Origin of the sequence: Vibrio hepatarius, assembly GCF_018860525.1 — a bacterium.
In the GTDB taxonomy this organism is placed as follows: Bacteria; Pseudomonadota; Gammaproteobacteria; order Enterobacterales; family Vibrionaceae; genus Vibrio; species Vibrio hepatarius_B.
Genome location: NZ_JAHKPM010000065.1, coordinates 185,080 through 203,607 on the forward strand (window position 1 = coordinate 185,080; position 18,528 = coordinate 203,607).

Annotated in this window: 15 protein-coding genes; 14 read left to right on the forward strand and 1 reads right to left on the reverse strand. The window is 39.7% G+C overall.

What is annotated here, in order from left to right; translation table 11 throughout:
- Window positions 1-232 precede the first annotated feature (232 nt).
- The 3 genes from KO511_RS20050 (at window position 233) to KO511_RS20060 (ending at window position 3,914) form a co-directional block, all read left to right on the forward strand.
- Window positions 233-1,099 carry a fructosamine kinase family protein gene (locus KO511_RS20050; protein WP_215989152.1) on the forward strand — a complete coding sequence of 289 codons (867 nt, stop codon included), beginning with the start codon at window positions 233-235 and terminating at the stop codon, window positions 1,097-1,099.
- A 346-nt stretch (window positions 1,100-1,445) separates the two neighbouring features.
- Entirely contained in the window at window positions 1,446-2,840 is a 1,395-nt protein-coding gene (locus tag KO511_RS20055) for an MATE family efflux transporter (protein ID WP_252724463.1), read from the forward strand.
- Window positions 2,841-2,918: 78 nt separating this feature from the next.
- Entirely contained in the window at window positions 2,919-3,914 is a 996-nt protein-coding gene (locus KO511_RS20060; protein WP_252724464.1) for a DUF3080 domain-containing protein, read from the forward strand.
- Here the strand turns inward: KO511_RS20060 and KO511_RS20065 are convergent.
- Complete coding sequence (locus tag KO511_RS20065; RefSeq protein WP_215989153.1) at window positions 3,904-4,767, reverse strand: DNA ligase; 864 nt, start codon at window positions 4,765-4,767, stop codon at window positions 3,904-3,906. The two genes, KO511_RS20060 and KO511_RS20065, sit on opposite strands and share 11 nt — an antisense overlap.
- 308 nt (window positions 4,768-5,075) lie before the next feature.
- Between KO511_RS20065 and KO511_RS20070 the strand changes: the two genes are divergently transcribed.
- The 11 genes from KO511_RS20070 (at window position 5,076) to KO511_RS20120 (ending at window position 18,521) form a co-directional block, all read left to right on the forward strand.
- Window positions 5,076-5,390: an STAS domain-containing protein gene (locus KO511_RS20070; RefSeq protein WP_125322966.1), complete on the forward strand. Its 315-nt coding sequence runs from the start codon at window positions 5,076-5,078 to the stop codon at window positions 5,388-5,390.
- Window positions 5,391-5,430: 40 nt separating this feature from the next.
- Window positions 5,431-6,273: an OmpA family protein gene (locus tag KO511_RS20075; RefSeq protein ID WP_215989154.1), complete on the forward strand. Its 843-nt coding sequence runs from the start codon at window positions 5,431-5,433 to the stop codon at window positions 6,271-6,273.
- Entirely contained in the window at window positions 6,260-8,356 is a 2,097-nt protein-coding gene (locus tag KO511_RS20080) for an SLBB domain-containing protein (protein WP_215989155.1), read from the forward strand. The genes KO511_RS20075 and KO511_RS20080 overlap by 14 nt, the downstream gene beginning before the upstream one ends.
- A complete protein-coding gene (locus KO511_RS20085) occupies window positions 8,356-9,051 on the forward strand; it encodes a CpsD/CapB family tyrosine-protein kinase (protein ID WP_215989156.1) in 696 nt (231 codons plus the stop codon). The genes KO511_RS20080 and KO511_RS20085 overlap by 1 nt, the downstream gene beginning before the upstream one ends.
- 43 nt (window positions 9,052-9,094) lie before the next feature.
- On the forward strand, window positions 9,095-11,395 hold the full coding sequence (locus KO511_RS20090) for an ATP-binding protein (RefSeq protein ID WP_215989157.1): 2,301 nt from the start codon (window positions 9,095-9,097) through the stop codon (window positions 11,393-11,395).
- A 19-nt stretch (window positions 11,396-11,414) separates the two neighbouring features.
- A complete protein-coding gene (locus tag KO511_RS20095) occupies window positions 11,415-12,902 on the forward strand; it encodes a sigma-54-dependent transcriptional regulator (RefSeq protein WP_215989158.1) in 1,488 nt (495 codons plus the stop codon).
- A complete protein-coding gene (locus KO511_RS20100) occupies window positions 12,892-13,947 on the forward strand; it encodes a glycosyltransferase family 4 protein (protein WP_215989159.1) in 1,056 nt (351 codons plus the stop codon). The genes KO511_RS20095 and KO511_RS20100 overlap by 11 nt, the downstream gene beginning before the upstream one ends.
- Window positions 13,948-14,048: 101 nt before the next feature.
- Window positions 14,049-15,248 (forward strand): glycosyltransferase, encoded by a 1,200-nt coding sequence (locus KO511_RS20105; protein WP_215989160.1) that lies wholly within the window; start codon window positions 14,049-14,051, stop codon window positions 15,246-15,248.
- Between the two features lie 204 nt (window positions 15,249-15,452).
- On the forward strand, window positions 15,453-15,809 hold the full coding sequence (locus tag KO511_RS20110) for a hypothetical protein (RefSeq protein ID WP_215989161.1): 357 nt from the start codon (window positions 15,453-15,455) through the stop codon (window positions 15,807-15,809).
- 527 nt (window positions 15,810-16,336) lie between these two features.
- On the forward strand, window positions 16,337-17,728 hold the full coding sequence (locus KO511_RS20115; RefSeq protein WP_215989162.1) for an O-antigen ligase family protein: 1,392 nt from the start codon (window positions 16,337-16,339) through the stop codon (window positions 17,726-17,728).
- A 79-nt stretch (window positions 17,729-17,807) separates the two neighbouring features.
- Complete coding sequence (locus tag KO511_RS20120) at window positions 17,808-18,521, forward strand: acyltransferase (protein WP_215989163.1); 714 nt, start codon at window positions 17,808-17,810, stop codon at window positions 18,519-18,521.
- Window positions 18,522-18,528 lie beyond the last annotated feature (7 nt).

The following is an 18,528-nucleotide window of genomic DNA, read 5'->3' on the forward strand; positions in this document are numbered from 1 at the left end:
TGAGACTATACTTTACAACCTATTAGGGCCAGCTCTGGGACACATATATTGTTAGATCATTTCGCTCAATAATCATGAATTACCTACCCACAAGCATGATGAAGATCACATAATAATTATTTTATCGAAAAGCTCAGCTAAACGATTGAATTTTTTGCTGTCTGATTAAGAATTGAGCAATGCCTTAATCTACAATATCAATATTGAACTCCTCATAATGATGGAACAAGATATGTGGCAAGCCATTGCTAATCAATTGTCTGAAACACTTATGTTTTCCTTTGATATTATCGAAAAAAACGCTATCAGTGGAGGTGATATTAACCATTGTTATATGATAAGTGACGGTGAACAACGCTATTTTGTTAAAATAAATCAACGAGACTTCTATTCTAAATTTGAAATCGAAGCAGAAAGCATCCACATTCTGAGACAAAGTGGCAGTGTTTCGGTTCCCGAACATATCCATACAGGAAAAACCAAAGACCACGCATTTCTTATACTTAATTACTTACCAATAAAACCCCTTGATGAAGCCGATAAAAGCTACGAATTTGGTCAGCAACTTGCAAAATTGCACCAGTGGGGAGAACAAAAAGAATATGGCTTCGACCAAGACAATTATATTGGTTCGACTTTACAACCTAATAAATGGGATCGGAAATGGGGACGTTTTTTTGCTGAACAACGCATAGGCTGGCAGCTACAACTTATGAAAGAAAAAGGAGTAACTTTGGTCAATATTAGTGACTTTACTCACCTAATCCAAGATAGACTGGCCAATCATCAACCTCAAGCATCTTTATTACACGGTGATCTTTGGTACGGAAACGTTGCTAACTCAGTTTTTGGACCAATATGTTACGATCCAGCGTCTTATTGGGGAGATAGGGAGTGCGATCTCGCGATGACAGAACTATTTGGTAAATTTCAGCCTGAATTTTACCAAGGATATAAAAATACATTTCCACTAGAGGCTGGGTATCATCAACGCAAAGGCATCTATAATCTTTACCATTTACTGAACCATTACAATCAGTTTGGCGGTGCTTACTTGGATCAATGTGAAACAGCGATTAATGATATCCTTACATATTAGTTGAATAGTTCTAGCTTGTGGGATAGAAATAAACAAACTATCCACGGTATTGTTTCAATACTTTTTATCGGTTTTAGTTTTCGGTAAACCTATCTAAAAGCCCTCCTATAACTTGATAAAAATCACTTTAATAAAAAATATAATGTCATTATAAATTCAACCACACTGATAACTTTTCACCATGGCATCTGCTCTTAAAATAGTAATTTAGCCATCATGTTTTAGTGGTAGATTTCAGCATAATTATTTATTATCCAAGATTACAATCTTATGACTGCCCAGCCATACTCTTTTCATCAGTATCATGTCTCCCACTGATTTCTTAATCTGGCTTAGCACAAATCACATGACCAATACTTTTGGAGTTAAAGTGCACCTCTACAGACAAGAAGTAATTAAGCTAGTCAAACTTGCAACCCCTGTATTAATTGCTTCTGTAGCACAAACAGGAATGGGCTTTGTTGATACTGTTATGGCCGGTGGTGTAAGTGCAATTGATATGGCAGCTGTATCGATTGCATCCAGTATTTGGTTGCCTTCTATACTATTTGGTGTCGGGCTTCTGATGGTTTTAATTCCAGTCGTGGCTCAACTCAACGGCTCTGGTAGACAAGTCAAAATTCCGTTTGAAGTTCAACAAGGCGGCGCAATGGCAATACTAATTTCTATTCCAATCATTGTTATCTTATTGCAAACACCAACAATAATGGAATGGATGAGTGTCGAGACATTAATGGCAGACAAAACCGCAGGTTACATGTACGCTGTTGTTTACGCTGTTCCAGCCTTCTTACTTTTTCAAACATTACGCAGTTTTACAGATGGTATGTCCTTAACACAACCAGCAATGGTCATTGGCTTTATTGGGTTAGTATTCAACATCCCTCTAAATTGGATATTTGTATATGGAAAGTTTGGCGCACCAGCTCTTGGAGGTGTCGGATGTGGTGTTGCAACAGCAATTGTATATTGGCTAATGTTCATTTTACTTCTGATATATGTTGTCACCTCTAAAAGAGTGGCTCATATTAACTTGTTTGGTCATTTTCATCGACCTCACCTGCATTCACTAATACGACTATTCAAACTAGGTTTTCCCGTTGCTGCTGCGCTCTTTTTTGAAGTCACTTTGTTTGCCGTTGTCTCTATACTCATTGCTCCACTAGGGTCACTGATTGTTGCTGCTCATCAAGTAACAATGAATTTTTCTTCATTGATTTTTATGCTCCCAATGAGTATTGGTGTTGCCACAAGCATCCGCATTGGTCATAGCTTGGGCGAAGGTAATGTTAGAGGAGCCACTATCGCCTCACATGTTGCTATCGGCATATCTGTTGTTTTAGCACTAGTAACCGCTCTGTTCACCGTATCATTTAGAGAATTCATCGCTCTACTCTATACAGACAACCGCGCTGTTATAAGTATTGCGATGCAACTGCTTTTGTTTGCTGCTCTATATCAAGTAACAGATGCTATCCAAGTGGTTGCCGCAGGCGCATTACGCGGATACAAGGATATGGCGGCGATCTTCAACCGTACATTTATAGCCTATTGGGTATTGGGACTACCAATAGGCTATGTTCTGGCGATGACAGATTGGCTTTTTGAACCCATGGGAGCCAAGGGATTCTGGATTGGTTTTATCATCGGGCTTTCCTCTGCTGCATTAATGCTTGGAATTCGCCTTCAATGGATGCATAAGCAACCAGAGAAAACTCAACTAAGTTTTGCAGATAAATAGTATAACCAAATTTAACTGTACTAAACTTTGCTAAAATCTATCATTAAGCCATTGGAAAGTTGAGATAATTCTAAAATTATGCGCATTCTTCTAATTTGTCTTTCTATCGCTATGATCACATCTTGTAATTTCAATAGAAATCACATTGATCAAACTTTACAAACATATTTATATAGAATTTCCAATATACAAGAACATCCAGCATTTGTTCTACCAGATGACCGAAGTATCACTTTACCCAGTAAACAGACACTTTTTATAGACATTCCCAGAGTTAGCATTAGCCTGATTAATAGCTATGAGCTGAGAAAGTGTGGCCTATTTTCCCTTATTGCTGAACGCAACTCTATATTAGGAAAAGTTCAGGACCAATTTCGCAACTATGATTACCAAGTCAAGCTCAATGATGGTCTTAAGGGTTGTATACAAAATCCAAACCTATCTAAATCATTAAGGTCTCAACTCATTGAGATCCAAGCAGAGAAACTTTCCCAACTGCCTAATCATTTATCAAACCTTCTTTTTAGCAGTGATGCGATGAGAAAACAGCTCCAGTCATCTAATGAACTGTCAATTCATGGCCCAAAAGAAAGTTCTATTATTCTAGAGGCGATCAAACAGATCGACCGTGCGTTTTCTGTTAGCAATAACCAAAAAATCTCTGTAGTTTTAAGGCCACTGACACCCTATCAAGAAGTGTTAGATAAACAGCCTATATTGGGCATGCTCAGCTATACGATGCTTAATACCAGTTTAAAGTTACAAATAGTAACGAAACAACTGAAGGAGTACGATAATATTATATTGTGCAAAAACAATAGGGACAGAACTCAATTTAATTATCTACGCAATGTATTTAACGAATTTTTCATCGGGATAATACAACCTTATATGGCCAAAGTAGATAGTATCTATAATGACCTAAACCCCTATCTAGACTTCACCAATGCAGGCCACCCTGAGTACCGCTACCCAATTAGGGAATATCACCAAATATTTAGAGAAGCGACTCTAGATCACGTTAAATATTGGCAAGTTCTCTTTAAACGCTGCGGAATGAGCCCTATTCAATAACATGGTCTACTTTTTCTCGTAAAAAGCGGGCAAACTTAGGGATACCAGTATGCGTATAGCCATTATACCTAAAAGTAATAGTACTACCGAGTCGTGGCGGCCTTTTCCTGAGCTGTTCAGTCAATCCGCTTCCTATATAGAATTGATTGCCAGACTCCAACTGAACTAATAAAGATCCTACCATACCTTCAAATTGCCCTTTACCAGCTTTGTAACCCACAACTTTAGCTTCGGCATCTTGGTGCTTCTTCATTTTAAGTAATTGCTCTCCTCTCCCATGATGGTACTCACCGTCAAACCTTCTCAACATCACACCTTCACCCTTAGACTTATCAATTTTGTCAAAGTATGAAGTAAGCTCTTGTTCAGAGAAGATAGACGTATGCTCAATAAATTTAATATGCTCAACTTGGAGTGAATCAACCAACTGAACAATGTGTGCGTAACGTTGGCGATAACTGCCAGATCCCAATGGCATATCAAACAGCATAAAGTGTATTTGTGACCACGATGCTTCAATCGGCTTTTTATCTAGCACAGTGGTTTGAACCAAGTGAAAATTACCTCTACCAGCCCATAGCTCGCCTTCCAAAGGATAATCAGGTAACTTTTTTATAAACCAAACTGGTGCATATATTTTTCGGCCACTTCGAGTCATGAGCTTGTTTCCGTCCCATATCGCTCGAATCCCATCAAGTTTTTCACTTTTCCAATATAAACTCACATCAATATTGTGATCGTACATGCCTGCCAACATTAATGGAAAGTGTCTACTTGCTTTATCTGTCAGTTCAGCCCGACAAGGAAACACTGATAAAAATACGATAGCTAAACAACTCAGTTTGATATCCATATGTTTCATCCACTATTATTTTAACAAACTTGATTGTTGGTTAAATGACACAAAATTCAATCTCAAAGGTCTATGATTTGAATACCTTCCAAAACTTTAAAATATAACAAAACTATCAATTAACTGACTTTTACTTACTCGCTTTCACATAACAAGGTTAAATCGTCGTAGTGCCTCTCATATTGAGAAAATCCAGTTGTCAATGTGAGAATTACACCTAAATTCTTATTATAATCTTGAAAATTAAGCGTTTATTTCTTGGCACGTAAACTGCTCTAAACAATTAAACTACGTTAGGAGATACGACCATGGAATTACGCAAAATTGAAACTACTGAAATGCTAACTCTTGAAATTAACGGAAACCTTGATGCCGACGGAAGTCGCTATGCTCAAAAACACATTGACGAAATCATTGCAGATCAACATTTAGAGGTTGAGATTGATTTTCGCAATGTCGGTTTCTTAGATTCTTCTGGGGTTGGTGCTTTAGTTTATCTCTATAAGCGTTTGGTAGAACGTGAACGTCAAATGCGTATAGAAAATGTAACTGGACAGCCACTTGAAATCATTAATCTTTTACGAATAGATAAGGCTATCCCTGTGAACTCCCGCACTCATTAAATCTATAAGCGGCAGTCACATACTAATAAAGGACGTTGGCATGGTTAACTTTTTAAAACACATAGCACTAGTTGTACCTACAGCAATACTATGTGTAGGTTGCAGCAACTACCCTGAAGAAAGTCGCGGTGGTTTAGCTGAACAATACATTCAATCAAGCTTTACTCCCGTCATGCCTGATGAACCTCTTGGTCCTGAACATGGACTTCGCTTTGATTGGCAACTCACCAAGCTACACTTAGACTCTTTAATCAGGGAGGGAGCTCGCTGGTGTTTTCCCGCAGCAGTAGTACAGGCTATAGAAAAACAAAATAGAATTGCTCGTGAACTAGAAGGTGGGTTGCTAGTCGATGCAGCTAATGACATTGTGATCCAAAGAAAGCGATTAGACGAACTTGAAAGACAGCTTGACTATGTAACTTCTCAAACCAAATGTGTGCCTCCACATGATCAATTCAGTTTTCAGCAGCAGCTGGCTATCATTGATAAGCTATACAACCTATTAAATATAGACAATCAGTTTGCCTTTAAGTCAAGTGAAGTCAACCCCAAGTACATGGGACATTTAGCTCAAGCAGCCAATATCTTACGCGAACATAAAACTCTTAACCTCATAGTTACAGGTCACGCCGACGCAGTCGGTAATGAACTAAGTAATAGAAAACTCGCAATGGCTAGAGCAAAACAGGTAAAACGATATTTGACAATATTCGGCTTGGAGCCAAACAGAGTAGAGGCAAAATCTTTAGGGGAAAGCCTACCACTTTTTGAAGGTAATTCTGAAGGAACTAAACTCACCAACCGAAGAGTTAGTATTGAGATAATTGAAACAAAAGACCTTGCTGAGAAAAAGTTGAATGGTGGCTACTATGATATGGAATAGATTCATACTCATTATACTGTTTCTTAGCCTTACCGCCCCAGTATATTCTGAACAAGAACGTGTTCAAGTGGGTGATATGGTTCAAGTGAACCTACCCGGAGAAGAAACACTTAACAAAGGGTTCCAAGTAGACAAAAGAGGTCGGATTAATCTGCCTGAAATTGGTGCATTGTATGTAGCAGGTTACACCGAGGAACAACTCGAAAAAGCTGTGATAGAAGCACTTAGCAAGGTTTACCGCGACCTATCCACTGCATCTGTATATATTGCCGAACAACAAATTCTCATATCGATCCAAGGCTACGTAAACTCACCTGGAGAATACACTCTATCTAAGACTTCAGATGTACAAATGGCCATACACGCCGCTGGTGGTTTACGCTCTGGTGCTCAACTGAACAATTTTCTGCTCAAGCGTGGTAAAGAAAAATTCCCATTCAATTATAAAAGTTTCCTCGATACAGGTGATGAAACTTTGTTACCGCAGCTCAAATCACTCGATAGTATTTTCGTACCGGCATCTCCATTAGTCGGTAACATTGAACAACAATTTGATGCCAGCAAACTCGCCAACTCGGGCGATAGTGCTGATGGTCGTACAGCAGTCAAAGTCTTTGGTGAAGTCAATGCTCCTGGCTCTTTTAGCTTTAAAGAAAAATCTGACTTAGTAGACATTCTGATGCGAGCCGGCGGGGTTACCCGCTATGCATCAGTAGAACAAATTCGAGTGATCAGTAATAACAAGCCTCAGATATTCAATCTCAAAGAGTATCTTGATAGTGGTGATATTTCATTGCTACCCCACATTCAACCTGGTACTACCATTTTTGTCCCCAAACAAGAAGAAGAAATTCGAGCTGGTTCTAATGTTATTTACATCATGGGAGAGGTAGATCAACCAGGGGCTTATGAAGGGAAAAAAGGTGCTTCATTTATGGATATCCTTGCCAATGCAGGGGGACCAACACGATATGCTGAATCTCGTCAAATTCGTATTATTAAAGCTGATGGTCAAGTCGTTAAGTTTGACTTAACTGCATACACTGAAGGGCTAAATACTGCGCTTCCCCCGCCTGAAATTACCGCTGGTGACGCAATATTTGTTCCCGAAAAAACAGACATGAATGAGAAATCATGGCTGAAAATCTCTCCTGATCGAGCAGTAAGTGTCATTGGAGAAGTGGTTAGGCCTGGTCGCATTGAATGGTCTGATGAAATGGATATGATGCACTTATTGGCACATGTCGGAGGGCCAACGCTAAGAGCAGATACTTCAAAAATTGAAGTAGTTTCACCGGATGGGCAAATGCATAGTTTTAACCTCGATGAGTTCATTATAAATGGGGCACCTTCAGCCGAACTTCCCGAAGTCAAAGCAGGAACCATCATCCGTATTCACGATCTTCCTCAAGATCCTAGTGACAACAAATCACAGTGGGTACGTCAAAGTTCAGACGCATCAATTTATGTCTTCGGCCAAGTCAATTCTCCAGGGCGATATCGTTTCACTAAAAAAATGCACTTCTTAGATATTCTATCTGCGGCAGATGGCCCAACAAAAGATGCTGATATTCACAATATAAAAATCACTCATCGTGATAAAACCTATTCAAAAGTGAGTAAGTTGAATTTGTCTCTTTATTTTGAAACGGGTGATGAGAGTTTACTACCGAATATCACCATGGGTGATACCATTTATATCCCTGAGAAAGACAAGGTTTGGTTGGATAGAAGCAAGGAGTCAACAGTACGTATACTTGGAGCAATTAATAGCCCCGGACGTTATGTATTTGATGACAACATGACTATCTTAGATATTCTTGCTGAAGCTGGAGGCCCTTCAGAGAGAGCCTACCTCGAGAAAATTTCAATCGTCAACATGTCATGCTGCCAAGGTCAAGCAAGAACCTTTGATTTAATTGATTTTAGTAAAACAGCCAATGTGTATAAGCTGCCAGTCCTTAGAGCTGGAGATACTATTTATATCCCTGATCGAAGCGAAGGCCTATTAGAAAGGCTGAGAGTTGGATTAGAGGACATCTTACGCCTTACTACAACCATTGTTGTTATAGGAGCCTTGTGATGACTATTCCTGCAACGTTGACGGAAGTGGAACAAATTTATCTGGCCGCAGAGTTTAGTGAAGCTCGCTCACTTTGCGTAACCGGCTGCAACTCAGGTGACGGCGTAACTTCTGTCGCATCAGCTATTGCAGAAAGGTACCTACTGGGTGGGCATAAAACGTTATTAGTTGACCTTAACTTATTTCATCCTGCCTTCGAGCCAGTACTTAATGACAACGATTCGGAGGATGGGGTTGGTATATTATTAGAACACAAATCATCACATCAACTATTCACTGGTATGCCTGTACCAAAAGCCACATCAACCTTATTAGCATACAAAGACCCCACAGTACTTAGTACTACCGTTGATCAATGGCTACAACATTATGATCGTGTCATTTGCGATACATCTCCATTGCTGCATATCAATCGTGGCAACATACCAGCTCAGGTTGTTGCAAGTGCCTGTGACCAAACCGTTTTAGTTGTTATGGGTGGCAAGACCTCCTCAGGTCAAATCGAGAAATCTCAAGAGTTGTTAGATAACCCCAAGATTTCCTTTTTAGGTTCAGTACTAAATCTCAAAAACCAAGCCACACTCGGTCAAGAAATGGCCAGAGAACTAAATCGATTAAAATTTTTGCCGAAGTCGTGGCGTGAAAAATGGTGTAGACGGCTAATAACTAATGAATTTTTAGCTCATTCCGCCTAAAAGTAACGGCAAAGTACCAGACTGATAATGGGAGACTATCATTATGTCTTTTAGAGTAAAAACCATATTAGGTATTGCTTTTATTGAAACTATCATGCTTGTTGCTCTGACCTTTAGCGCCATGAGTTTTTTATCAGAATCAAATGAAAAGCAGTTACTTCAACGAGCAAATTCAATAGCTGAAATGTTTGCCCACACAGCAAAAGATGCGATGATTTCAACTGACATTTCAACCTTGGACAATTTAGTTAAAAAGTATATGACTGTCGAAGATATCGCTTACATAAAAGTCATGCGAGGTGATGAAGAGTTATCTTCTGATGGTGATAAAGCGTTACTCAATAGGTCAATTTACGAAGACTTTACCTTAGACTCAGTTCATGACGGTATTTTTGACACTCGTATAAAAGTTGAAAATGCAGGCATTTATTATGGCACCATTGAGATTGGAGTTGAGGTCTCAGATATCAACTCTTTGCTCATTAACGCTCACAATTCGATGATAGGCATTGCCTCTATAGAAGTATTACTAGTTGCAATTTTTTCTTTTTTCTTAGGAACTTATCTAACAAAAAGCTTAGTTAAACTGATAGATGCTGCAAATACGGTAAGTGAAAAAGGTCCAGGTTTTCAAATCAATGATAACTCAAAAGATGAGCTTGGAGATGTTTCTAGAGCATTTGACGAGATGTCTAAAAAACTTGAGAAAAGTTATAAAGACCTAAAAACCGCAAGATGTAAAGCGGATGAAGCCAATGATTCAAAGAGCCGTTTTTTGGCTTCGATGTCACATGAAATTCGTACACCAATGAATGGTGTTCTGGGTATTTTAGACATTCTTGAGGAGTCAAAACTCTTACCTGAACAAAGAAAATTAGTTAATACCGCTACAGAGTCAGGTCGATTCTTACTCAGTGTTATTAACGACATTCTAGACTTCACGAGAATGGAATCAAATACATTAATACTTGACCACAAACCTTTCCAATTCCGTCGTTGTGTTGAAAGTATTGTGGAAATTTTCTTGCCAGCCGCTAGAGCCCGATCATTGGAGTTAAGTTGTACTGTCGACGGTTCCGTACCATCTTATGTTTTCGGAGATGAAAACCGTGTGAAGCAGGTTCTACATAACCTCATTGGTAATGCCATTAAATTTACCAAAGGTGGGAGTGTAACAGTACAAATCGAGGCCAAGTCTTTGAATGTCGGAAAATCCGAGATAACATGCAAAGTTATCGATACAGGAATAGGCATTAATCGCAATGCTATGGATTACCTATTTGAGGAATTTACCATGGCTGACCAAACATACTCACGTAGCCATGAAGGCTCGGGGCTTGGTCTCGCAATATGCAAACGTCTATGTAAGTTGATGGATGGACATATTAAGGTAGAAAGCACACCATCTATTGGAAGCACCTTCTCTTTCTCAATCACGTTAGAACTTGCAGACAAACATATTGGCGCTCCACTTAAACCATACAGTGACTCTGAGCTAAAAGTATCGGATGCTAGTATACTAGTCGCAGAAGATAACAAGGCAAATCAACTCGTTATCCAAGAGATGTTTAACAGACTGAATTTAAGCGTAGATATTGCTGAAAATGGGCAGCGCGTCATAGAAATGATTGGGCTATATCATTACGATTTAATTTTTATGGACATCTCTATGCCAGAGCTTGATGGGATGCAGACCTGTAAACAACTTCGCTCAAACATAGACCCATCAATTAACCAAATTCCTGTTATCGCCCTCACCGCTCACTCATTAACAGGCGATAAAGAAATGTTCTTAAATGCTGGCATGAATGACTATTTAGCAAAACCGGTTAGATTATCTCAACTAATTGAAAAAATTAATCTATTCTTAGGTGATGACTTAAGTACATATCCAAAAGAACACATAGATTGTCAGCTTGAATCGCAGGTTAGCCAAAACAATAATAGTGCAGAAGTGAATACTCGGGACAAACAAGTGAATTTAGAACTGGTAGATGAAACTGTCTTAAGGCAAATGATAGAAGACACAAGCGCAGAAGTGTTACCCATGCTCATTGAGCATTACCTTGATGAATCTCAAGAGCGCTTAAAAAAAATCTATCAAGCAATGGATGATCGTGATAAAGATACTCTCGAATTCGAAACTCACACACTAGGTAGTTCAGCATTAGCTCTCGGTAACAGAGTATTGTCCAACCTTGCACGCAAAATCGAACACCTATGCATCGAAAATCAGGAAGAACAAGCCTATAAACTGCGTGATGATTTGAAAGAGTTGGCTGATAACTCCCTCTCCGCATTAGCATATAGAAAAACACAGGGCTTTATAGAACCTGCTGGCTAGCAAAAAAGGATAACGTCAAATGAGAGCAAAAGTATTATTAATTGAAGACTCTACATCTCTGGCAATTTTATATAAACAATACGTGAAAGAGGAGTCATTCGATCTCTTTCACGTCGAAACTGGGCGAGATGCCATTACATTTATCGAAAGAAATGTACCACATCTTGTTATATTAGATCTCAAGTTACCGGATATGAACGGCGAAGAGATTCTCGATTGGATCAACGAGAGCCAAGTACCAACTTCCGTAGTTATAGCGACTGCTCATGGCTCAGTCGATATTGCCGTTAACTTACTGCAAAAAGGCGCGAAAGACTTTCTCGAAAAGCCAATACAGGCAGATCGATTAAAAACTTCAATAAACTTACATTTACAACAAGTTAAACTTGAAAATTTAGTCGAAGATATTGAGGCTAAATTTGACAGAAATCGCTTCCATGGTTTTATAGGCTCCTGCCTCCCCATGCAAGGGGTATACAAAATCATTGATTCTGTTGCTCCAACTAATGCAAGTGTATTTATTATTGGTGAGAGCGGGACGGGAAAGGAAGTTTGCGCAGAAGCCATTCACAACGAAAGTAAGCGTAAGGATAAGCCTTTCATTGCCATCAACTGCGGCGCAATACCAAAAGACCTCATGGAGAGTGAAATTTTTGGGCACCTTAAAGGAGCATTTACAGGTGCAACCGCTGACAGAAAAGGCGCGGCATCCCTTGCAAACGGTGGAACTCTTTTTTTAGACGAACTTTGTGAAATGGAACTTGATATGCAGAAAAAACTTCTGCGTTTCCTACAAACTGGGACTTTCACCCCATTGGGAGGCTCAAGAGAATTAAAAGTTGATATAAGGATTATCTGTGCAACCAATCGCGACCCTTTACTTGAAGTTGAAGAAGGCCGATTCAGAGAAGATTTATATTATCGAGTGCATGTTGTTCCCATAGAAATGCCGCCACTAAGAGAGCGTGCTAACGATATCACAACACTGGCGACTCATTTTCTGAAAATATTTGCCAAAGAAGACAGTAAAAAATTCACTGGTATTAATAGAGATGCTGAGTCATTACTCAAACGTTATTCGTGGCCTGGTAATGTACGTCAATTACAAAACGTAATAAGAAATATTGTCGTACTCAACAATGAAGCAAAGTTATCGATAGAGCATCTTCCCGAGCAAATATCACACGGAGCTAAAACGCCCAAGTCAAAACCTATTCAGTCTATACCTTCACATTATTCTCCTTCTGTTATGCAGGACGTTACGACTACGCTATCTGAGTCTTCGCCTTCAGAAAGTAAAGATATTGATTTATCACAGCATCAAGCAACAGGCATTACAATACGCCCCATGTGGATTGTTGAACGTGAAACTATTCAGCAAGCCATTGATTATTGTGATGGTAATGTACTCAATGCAGCAGTCATGCTAGAACTCAGCCCATCAACTGTTTACAGAAAAAAGCAAGCTTGGGAAACCGCTGAAGACGAACAACAGTATGCCGAATAAAGTCTGGTTGCTAATTGATAGTCTTACCTTTGGTGGCATCGATGCCTATGTTATTGAGCTTGCTAAAGGACTCAAACAGCATCGAGTCGATGTTGAGGTCTTGTTAATAAAACGCTATGCAGCTTTGTCACCAATAGTCGCTAAGCTTGAAGGAAATAACATAAATTTTAGCTATCTCTCTTCTACAAACAGTTTCCCACTACTGACTTTGCTTAAACGAATTAACCATCGAGGTGGCGACATAATTCATGCGCATGGTTATAAATCCAGTTTACTCGCAAAGTGCGCGCGTATTTTTACGGGCATAACTCAAGTGTCCACCTATCATGCAGGTGAGATACCTAAAGGTAAAGTTAAGCTTTACGACTTAATTGACCGCTACAGTGCATTTTGTTCTTCTGTTTCTCTCTCAGTAAGTGAACAAGTAAGCTCAAGGATCCCAACGAAAACGCGTAGGCTAAACAATTTTATCCATGATAGCCAGGTTAGACCTAACAAAGGTAATCAAATCGCGTTTGTTGGACGCTTAAGCCATGAGAAAGCACCTGATAGATTTATTCACTGCGCCGAACGTTGCCCAAAGCTAGACTTCCATATCTACGGGTCGGGCCCTATGGAAACTGAGATTATTCAAAGTTTGCCTAATAACATAACGTTCCATGGTCATCAGGCAAATATGGACAGGGTTTGGGAAGAAATACTCATCCTGGTGATTTGCTCTCGCTTTGAAGGCATGCCAATGGCAGCCCTCGAAGCTATGGCAAAAGGTTGTATCGTTATCGCTTATGACGTAGGTGATTTGTCTAAACTCATAAACCATGGCAAAAATGGGTTTATCGTGAACAGTTTACATTCATTGGTTGATACACTACAAAACGTCACTCAATTGAATAAGAGCGAAAGGCAGATAATACAAAAAGAAGCTGCTGAGACTATCCAGCAGGGTTTCTCGTCCTCTTCGGTCATTCCCCAAATGTTAAATGTTTATTTGGGCTCTGATGTGCAATCTGACTCTCAATTTGATAAAACGCCTTCCTCTAAATAGATATAATCTTATTCTCCTTATTTAACAGTGATATAAAACATTTATTTTATTGGCATCTCATTTGCGTTGTTATCAGTTGACAGATACCAGGAGAGGCTAAGATGAAAAAAATACTGTTTGTGCACTACGGAAACGACTGGATTAGGGGGAGTGAACGATGTTTACTTGACCTAATACATCACTGCCCTAAACAAGGGTTTGAAGCGTATTTATGGACAAACAACCCAGCGCTTCATCACTATGCAAAAGAGAACAGTATCAGCGCTGAAATAGATCCTTTCCCTATTCTTTTGGGTCATCTGAAGCCTCAGTTCAATGTTATCGGTTGGTTTAATTTGATTGTAAAAGCTTGCCAGATAATTAGGCAGAAAGAAATTGACATAGTCCATGTCAATAACGGAGCACCCTGCCAATGGATGGTTATATCAGCAAGGATAATGAATATTCCTCTCGTCACCCAATTGCACAGCCCCTACTCTGCTCGTGACCGCCTTACCTTAAGTCTACATTTGTCTCCATACACCATTGCAGTAAAACGTAACGTAGGGCAAAAATTGACACTAGAAGGCTATCCAGAAGAACGTTTATCAACCATTCACAACGGGCTCGATGTTTTAAAGCTCGGTAGACAACATAAAATCGATGTGAAAGATATCTTAGGTTTACCCAAGCACAGTTTTCTATATTCCACGGTCGGCTCACTCATCCACCGCAAAGGGATGGATAGGCTTATTATCGCTATACAGAGCCTCAATACCGAACATCCCAACACACATTTACTCATCATTGGCGATGGTCCAATGCGATGTGAATTAGAACGCATGGCCAAAACACTCTATGTTGAAAACAAAATCCACTTTATTGGCGAACAAAGTAACGTTGTAGGCTGGCTTAAGGGCTGCGATGCATTTGCTAGTGGAGCAAGGAGCGGGTCTTCTGGTCATGCTATTGCTGAAGCGACAATAGCTGGCATACCTGTCATTGCTCCTCGCGGAAGTGGTATACCAGAATTTATCCATCACGGTATGACAGGACTTCTTTACTCAAATCATGGGACCGCTCCCCTAACCCAAATGATGACCGTACTTATCGAACACAAAAAATTTGGCAAACAACTTTCTAGCCAAGCTCAAATCGACATTACTAAAAACTTCGATATCGAGTTATCAAGCCAGCAGATTGTTAAGGTATACAATCAGTTATTAGTTGACCATCAAACATCTGTATCTTTTTGGCGAACTTTCATTCCTTTAAAAAGCTACTTAACAAAGCGCTTATTAATTGGAGGCGAACATGGATAATTCAAACATAAATAAGGCTTTGATATTAGATCCTTCGTCTACGCCAAATATAACCAATGCTTTGGAGACATATTTAAAACACAAAACCTGCATCCAGGACTGTCAGACGTGGTAAGATCCTATTTGTTATATTCTGCTTACTATAAATTTGTTAATTGCCGTGCAGAGGAAAGTTGGCCGGCTCGATCACAAACTGATGTCCTTATGTGTTATTGGGCTGCACCTTTATTAAATTGGAAGGAACTAGGTAATTTTATTGAGACGCTAAAATATGCAGCAGAAATCTGGTTACTCACCACAAACATCTGCTATATACGCCCCGCTGATAAATCGATATTGGTCAGTACGGCACCTATTTCAATTCTCGAAGCTCTAGCGACTGGTGCATGTGTTGTAATCCCTCAAGGCAATTCATACTGGGATAAGCGTCTAATTTACAACAAAAATTGTATCAAATACTTGCCTAATGACTCAAACTATCTTTGTGACGCACTACTCTACGTAGCTAAGGATACTGCTTGCTTTCAGCGTTGTATCAAAAATGGCTTAAACGTGACATAAAAGTACAAAACGGAAAATAGCTATCACGATTTTGTGAGAACAATTGATAGTAACCCTTTGTTAAAAGGTATCTTGCGTACCAAACCCGTGAGGGAATAAGGACTAATGATACGACAAAACATACACGCATGGTTGAAGCAAGAACATGTAAAGAGCATGTGCCTTTACGCGACTAGTCTTCTCCTATTATCTTATCTTTACCTAGCTTGGATTTTGAAAAAATCAGGGGTATTTGCCGTACTATTGTATCTGTATTTTGGGCAACTCATATGGCTAAATTTTGTCGCATACTTTACTAAATCTCTTCATTGCATACCCTGTCGAGTCAAATCACTACCCTCTATATTGGTTGCTAGTTTGTTATTTACTTCAAGCAGTTGGTACAATAATTTAGCTCAAGTTGTTGCGTTGATGTTAGTTGCTCAGCCAAGGATCTTTAGGGCATTGCTGCAAAAACTGTATTTCGTAAAATTCAATACCTTTTATCTTAAAAAGAACTCTCCAGGAGAGGCAGTAGGACGGATACTATGACAGGACCACGGGCACTTTACCCTCTGGTGGTCACTCTTGGCGTCTGCTTTCTCATAACGTTAGTTTGGAAGATGGTTCCGCATCCCTTAGTTGCGATTGTACTTTGTATGTTACCACTTGGTATGTTATTTGTTCTTAATCAAACTTTTTGGTTAGTGAGTTTGTTTGTATTGTTTTCATTTTTCCGCATTCATGAGGCATTTCCAGCACTCTACTCGCTAAAAATTCCCTTACTATTGTCGATTGGTGCTCTGAGTGCACTCCTTTGGCATAGTTTGGTTAGTAAACAGCTAGATACTTTCTGGCATCCAAGCCTCACATGGTTTTCGGTTTTTTGGTTCCTTGTATTCATTGGCATACTCTTTTCATCAAACCCTGGCCTCGCAATCAAGTACTTCAAAGCTATTTACTGGAAAATTATCATAATGACATTTGCCATCGCTTGGCTGGTAAATAGTGCTCTCAACGTGCAACGCATCAGTATACTTATTATTCTTACAGGCGGCTTAATAGCATGTGTCGCGCTTTATAACTCAGTTAATGGGATAGGTTTAGTTGAAGGAACTCGAGTCACTATTGGCAGGAATTTAGGTTCAGTTCTCGGAGATCCAAACGACTTATCCTTAGTGCTTATGTTTCCTCTGGCTTTCGCTATAAGCTTAATGGTAACCAAAAACCTAGGAAGTGTACGAATCTTAGGACTAATCGGAACAATTTTATCATTATCAGCCGTTATTGCCACTCAAAGTCGTGGCGGTTTGCTGGGTTCGGTTGCTGTATTCGGTATCTTTGGTTTGAGAATTATACGCTCCAAAACTTTATTGGCTTTCATAGGGACATTGGCCTTGATGATCCTTGCCGCTGCGGCAGGCATTTCAGACCGAAAATCTGGCGGTGCACAGGAAGAAGGAATTGATGAATCGGCAATGGGCCGGCTTTATGCATGGGAAGCCGCATTTGGCATGGCCGTCGATAATCCATTAACTGGGGTAGGAATTCACAACTTTTACTCAAACTATTTCTACTATAGCGCACATTGGGATGGTCTTAATCATGCTGTGCATTCCACATGGTTCGGTGTCCTTGCTGAAACTGGCTTTTTAGGATTTTTCGTATTCATCGGCTGTATTTACTCTTTGGTTAAAACCAGCAAAAATACCCTAAAGATACTTGATTCGAATCCAGCACATTACTCTCCTTACTTACATGGTACTGCTACTGCGGTATATGCTGGCATCATTGGTACGATAGTCTCTGGTACTTTCCTCACTCAAGGTTTTACTTGGCCCATTTATATACTCGCAGCCCTATGTATAGCACTAAATAAAATTGTTCAAAACAGTTCTCAAAATGAGAATATCCCAAAACCTTCACAGAAAAAAACGTAATGTTTTGTTTTAAATTGATTTTTATTTTGGCACGCAACATGTAATACCTCCTATATTAAAGAGATACTAGGAGATTCACATGCTGGCTACTCACTTCAATGAAATAAAAATATGGCTTAAAGAAAACCCAAACCCGGCTTGTCGCAAACTATTTTTGATTCTGAAATACATCCGAGCATGCGACCTTCCTACACCTTATATATTCAATAAAATTGTTGCATTCATCTACACCACTCTGACATTATGCATTAATACGCTTATGCGAATTTTTGTCTATACCCCCGCATTCAAGGCTCGTGTAAGTACACTAGGAAAAGGGTTGTATCTATTCGGGGGAGTGCCACTGATTACTGGCCCACTAAAGCTAGTCGTTGGTAATGATTGTCGAATTTCAGGACATACGACATTCAGTGGACGGCCTCAAACATCACAACCAGAACTTTTTATCGGAAACAATGTTGATGTAGGCTGGCAAACGACCATTGCAATAGGTAAACGAGTGGTCATTGGTGATAATGTCAGAATGGCCGGCCGAGCTTTTTTATTTGGCTATTCTGGACATTCACTAAACGCACAGGAAAGAGCGGCTGGCGTCGGTGACAATGAGAGTGATGTTGGCGATATTATACTTGAAAGCAACGTCTGGTTGGGGACCAATGTCACTGTATGCCCCAACGTAACTATCGGACAAGGCACAATAGTTGGTGCAGGAAGCGTCGTTACCAAAAGCTTACCCCCGTTTGTTGTCGCTGCGGGTAATCCAGCAAAAGTCGTACGAAAGTTAACTAACTAGGAGGCTC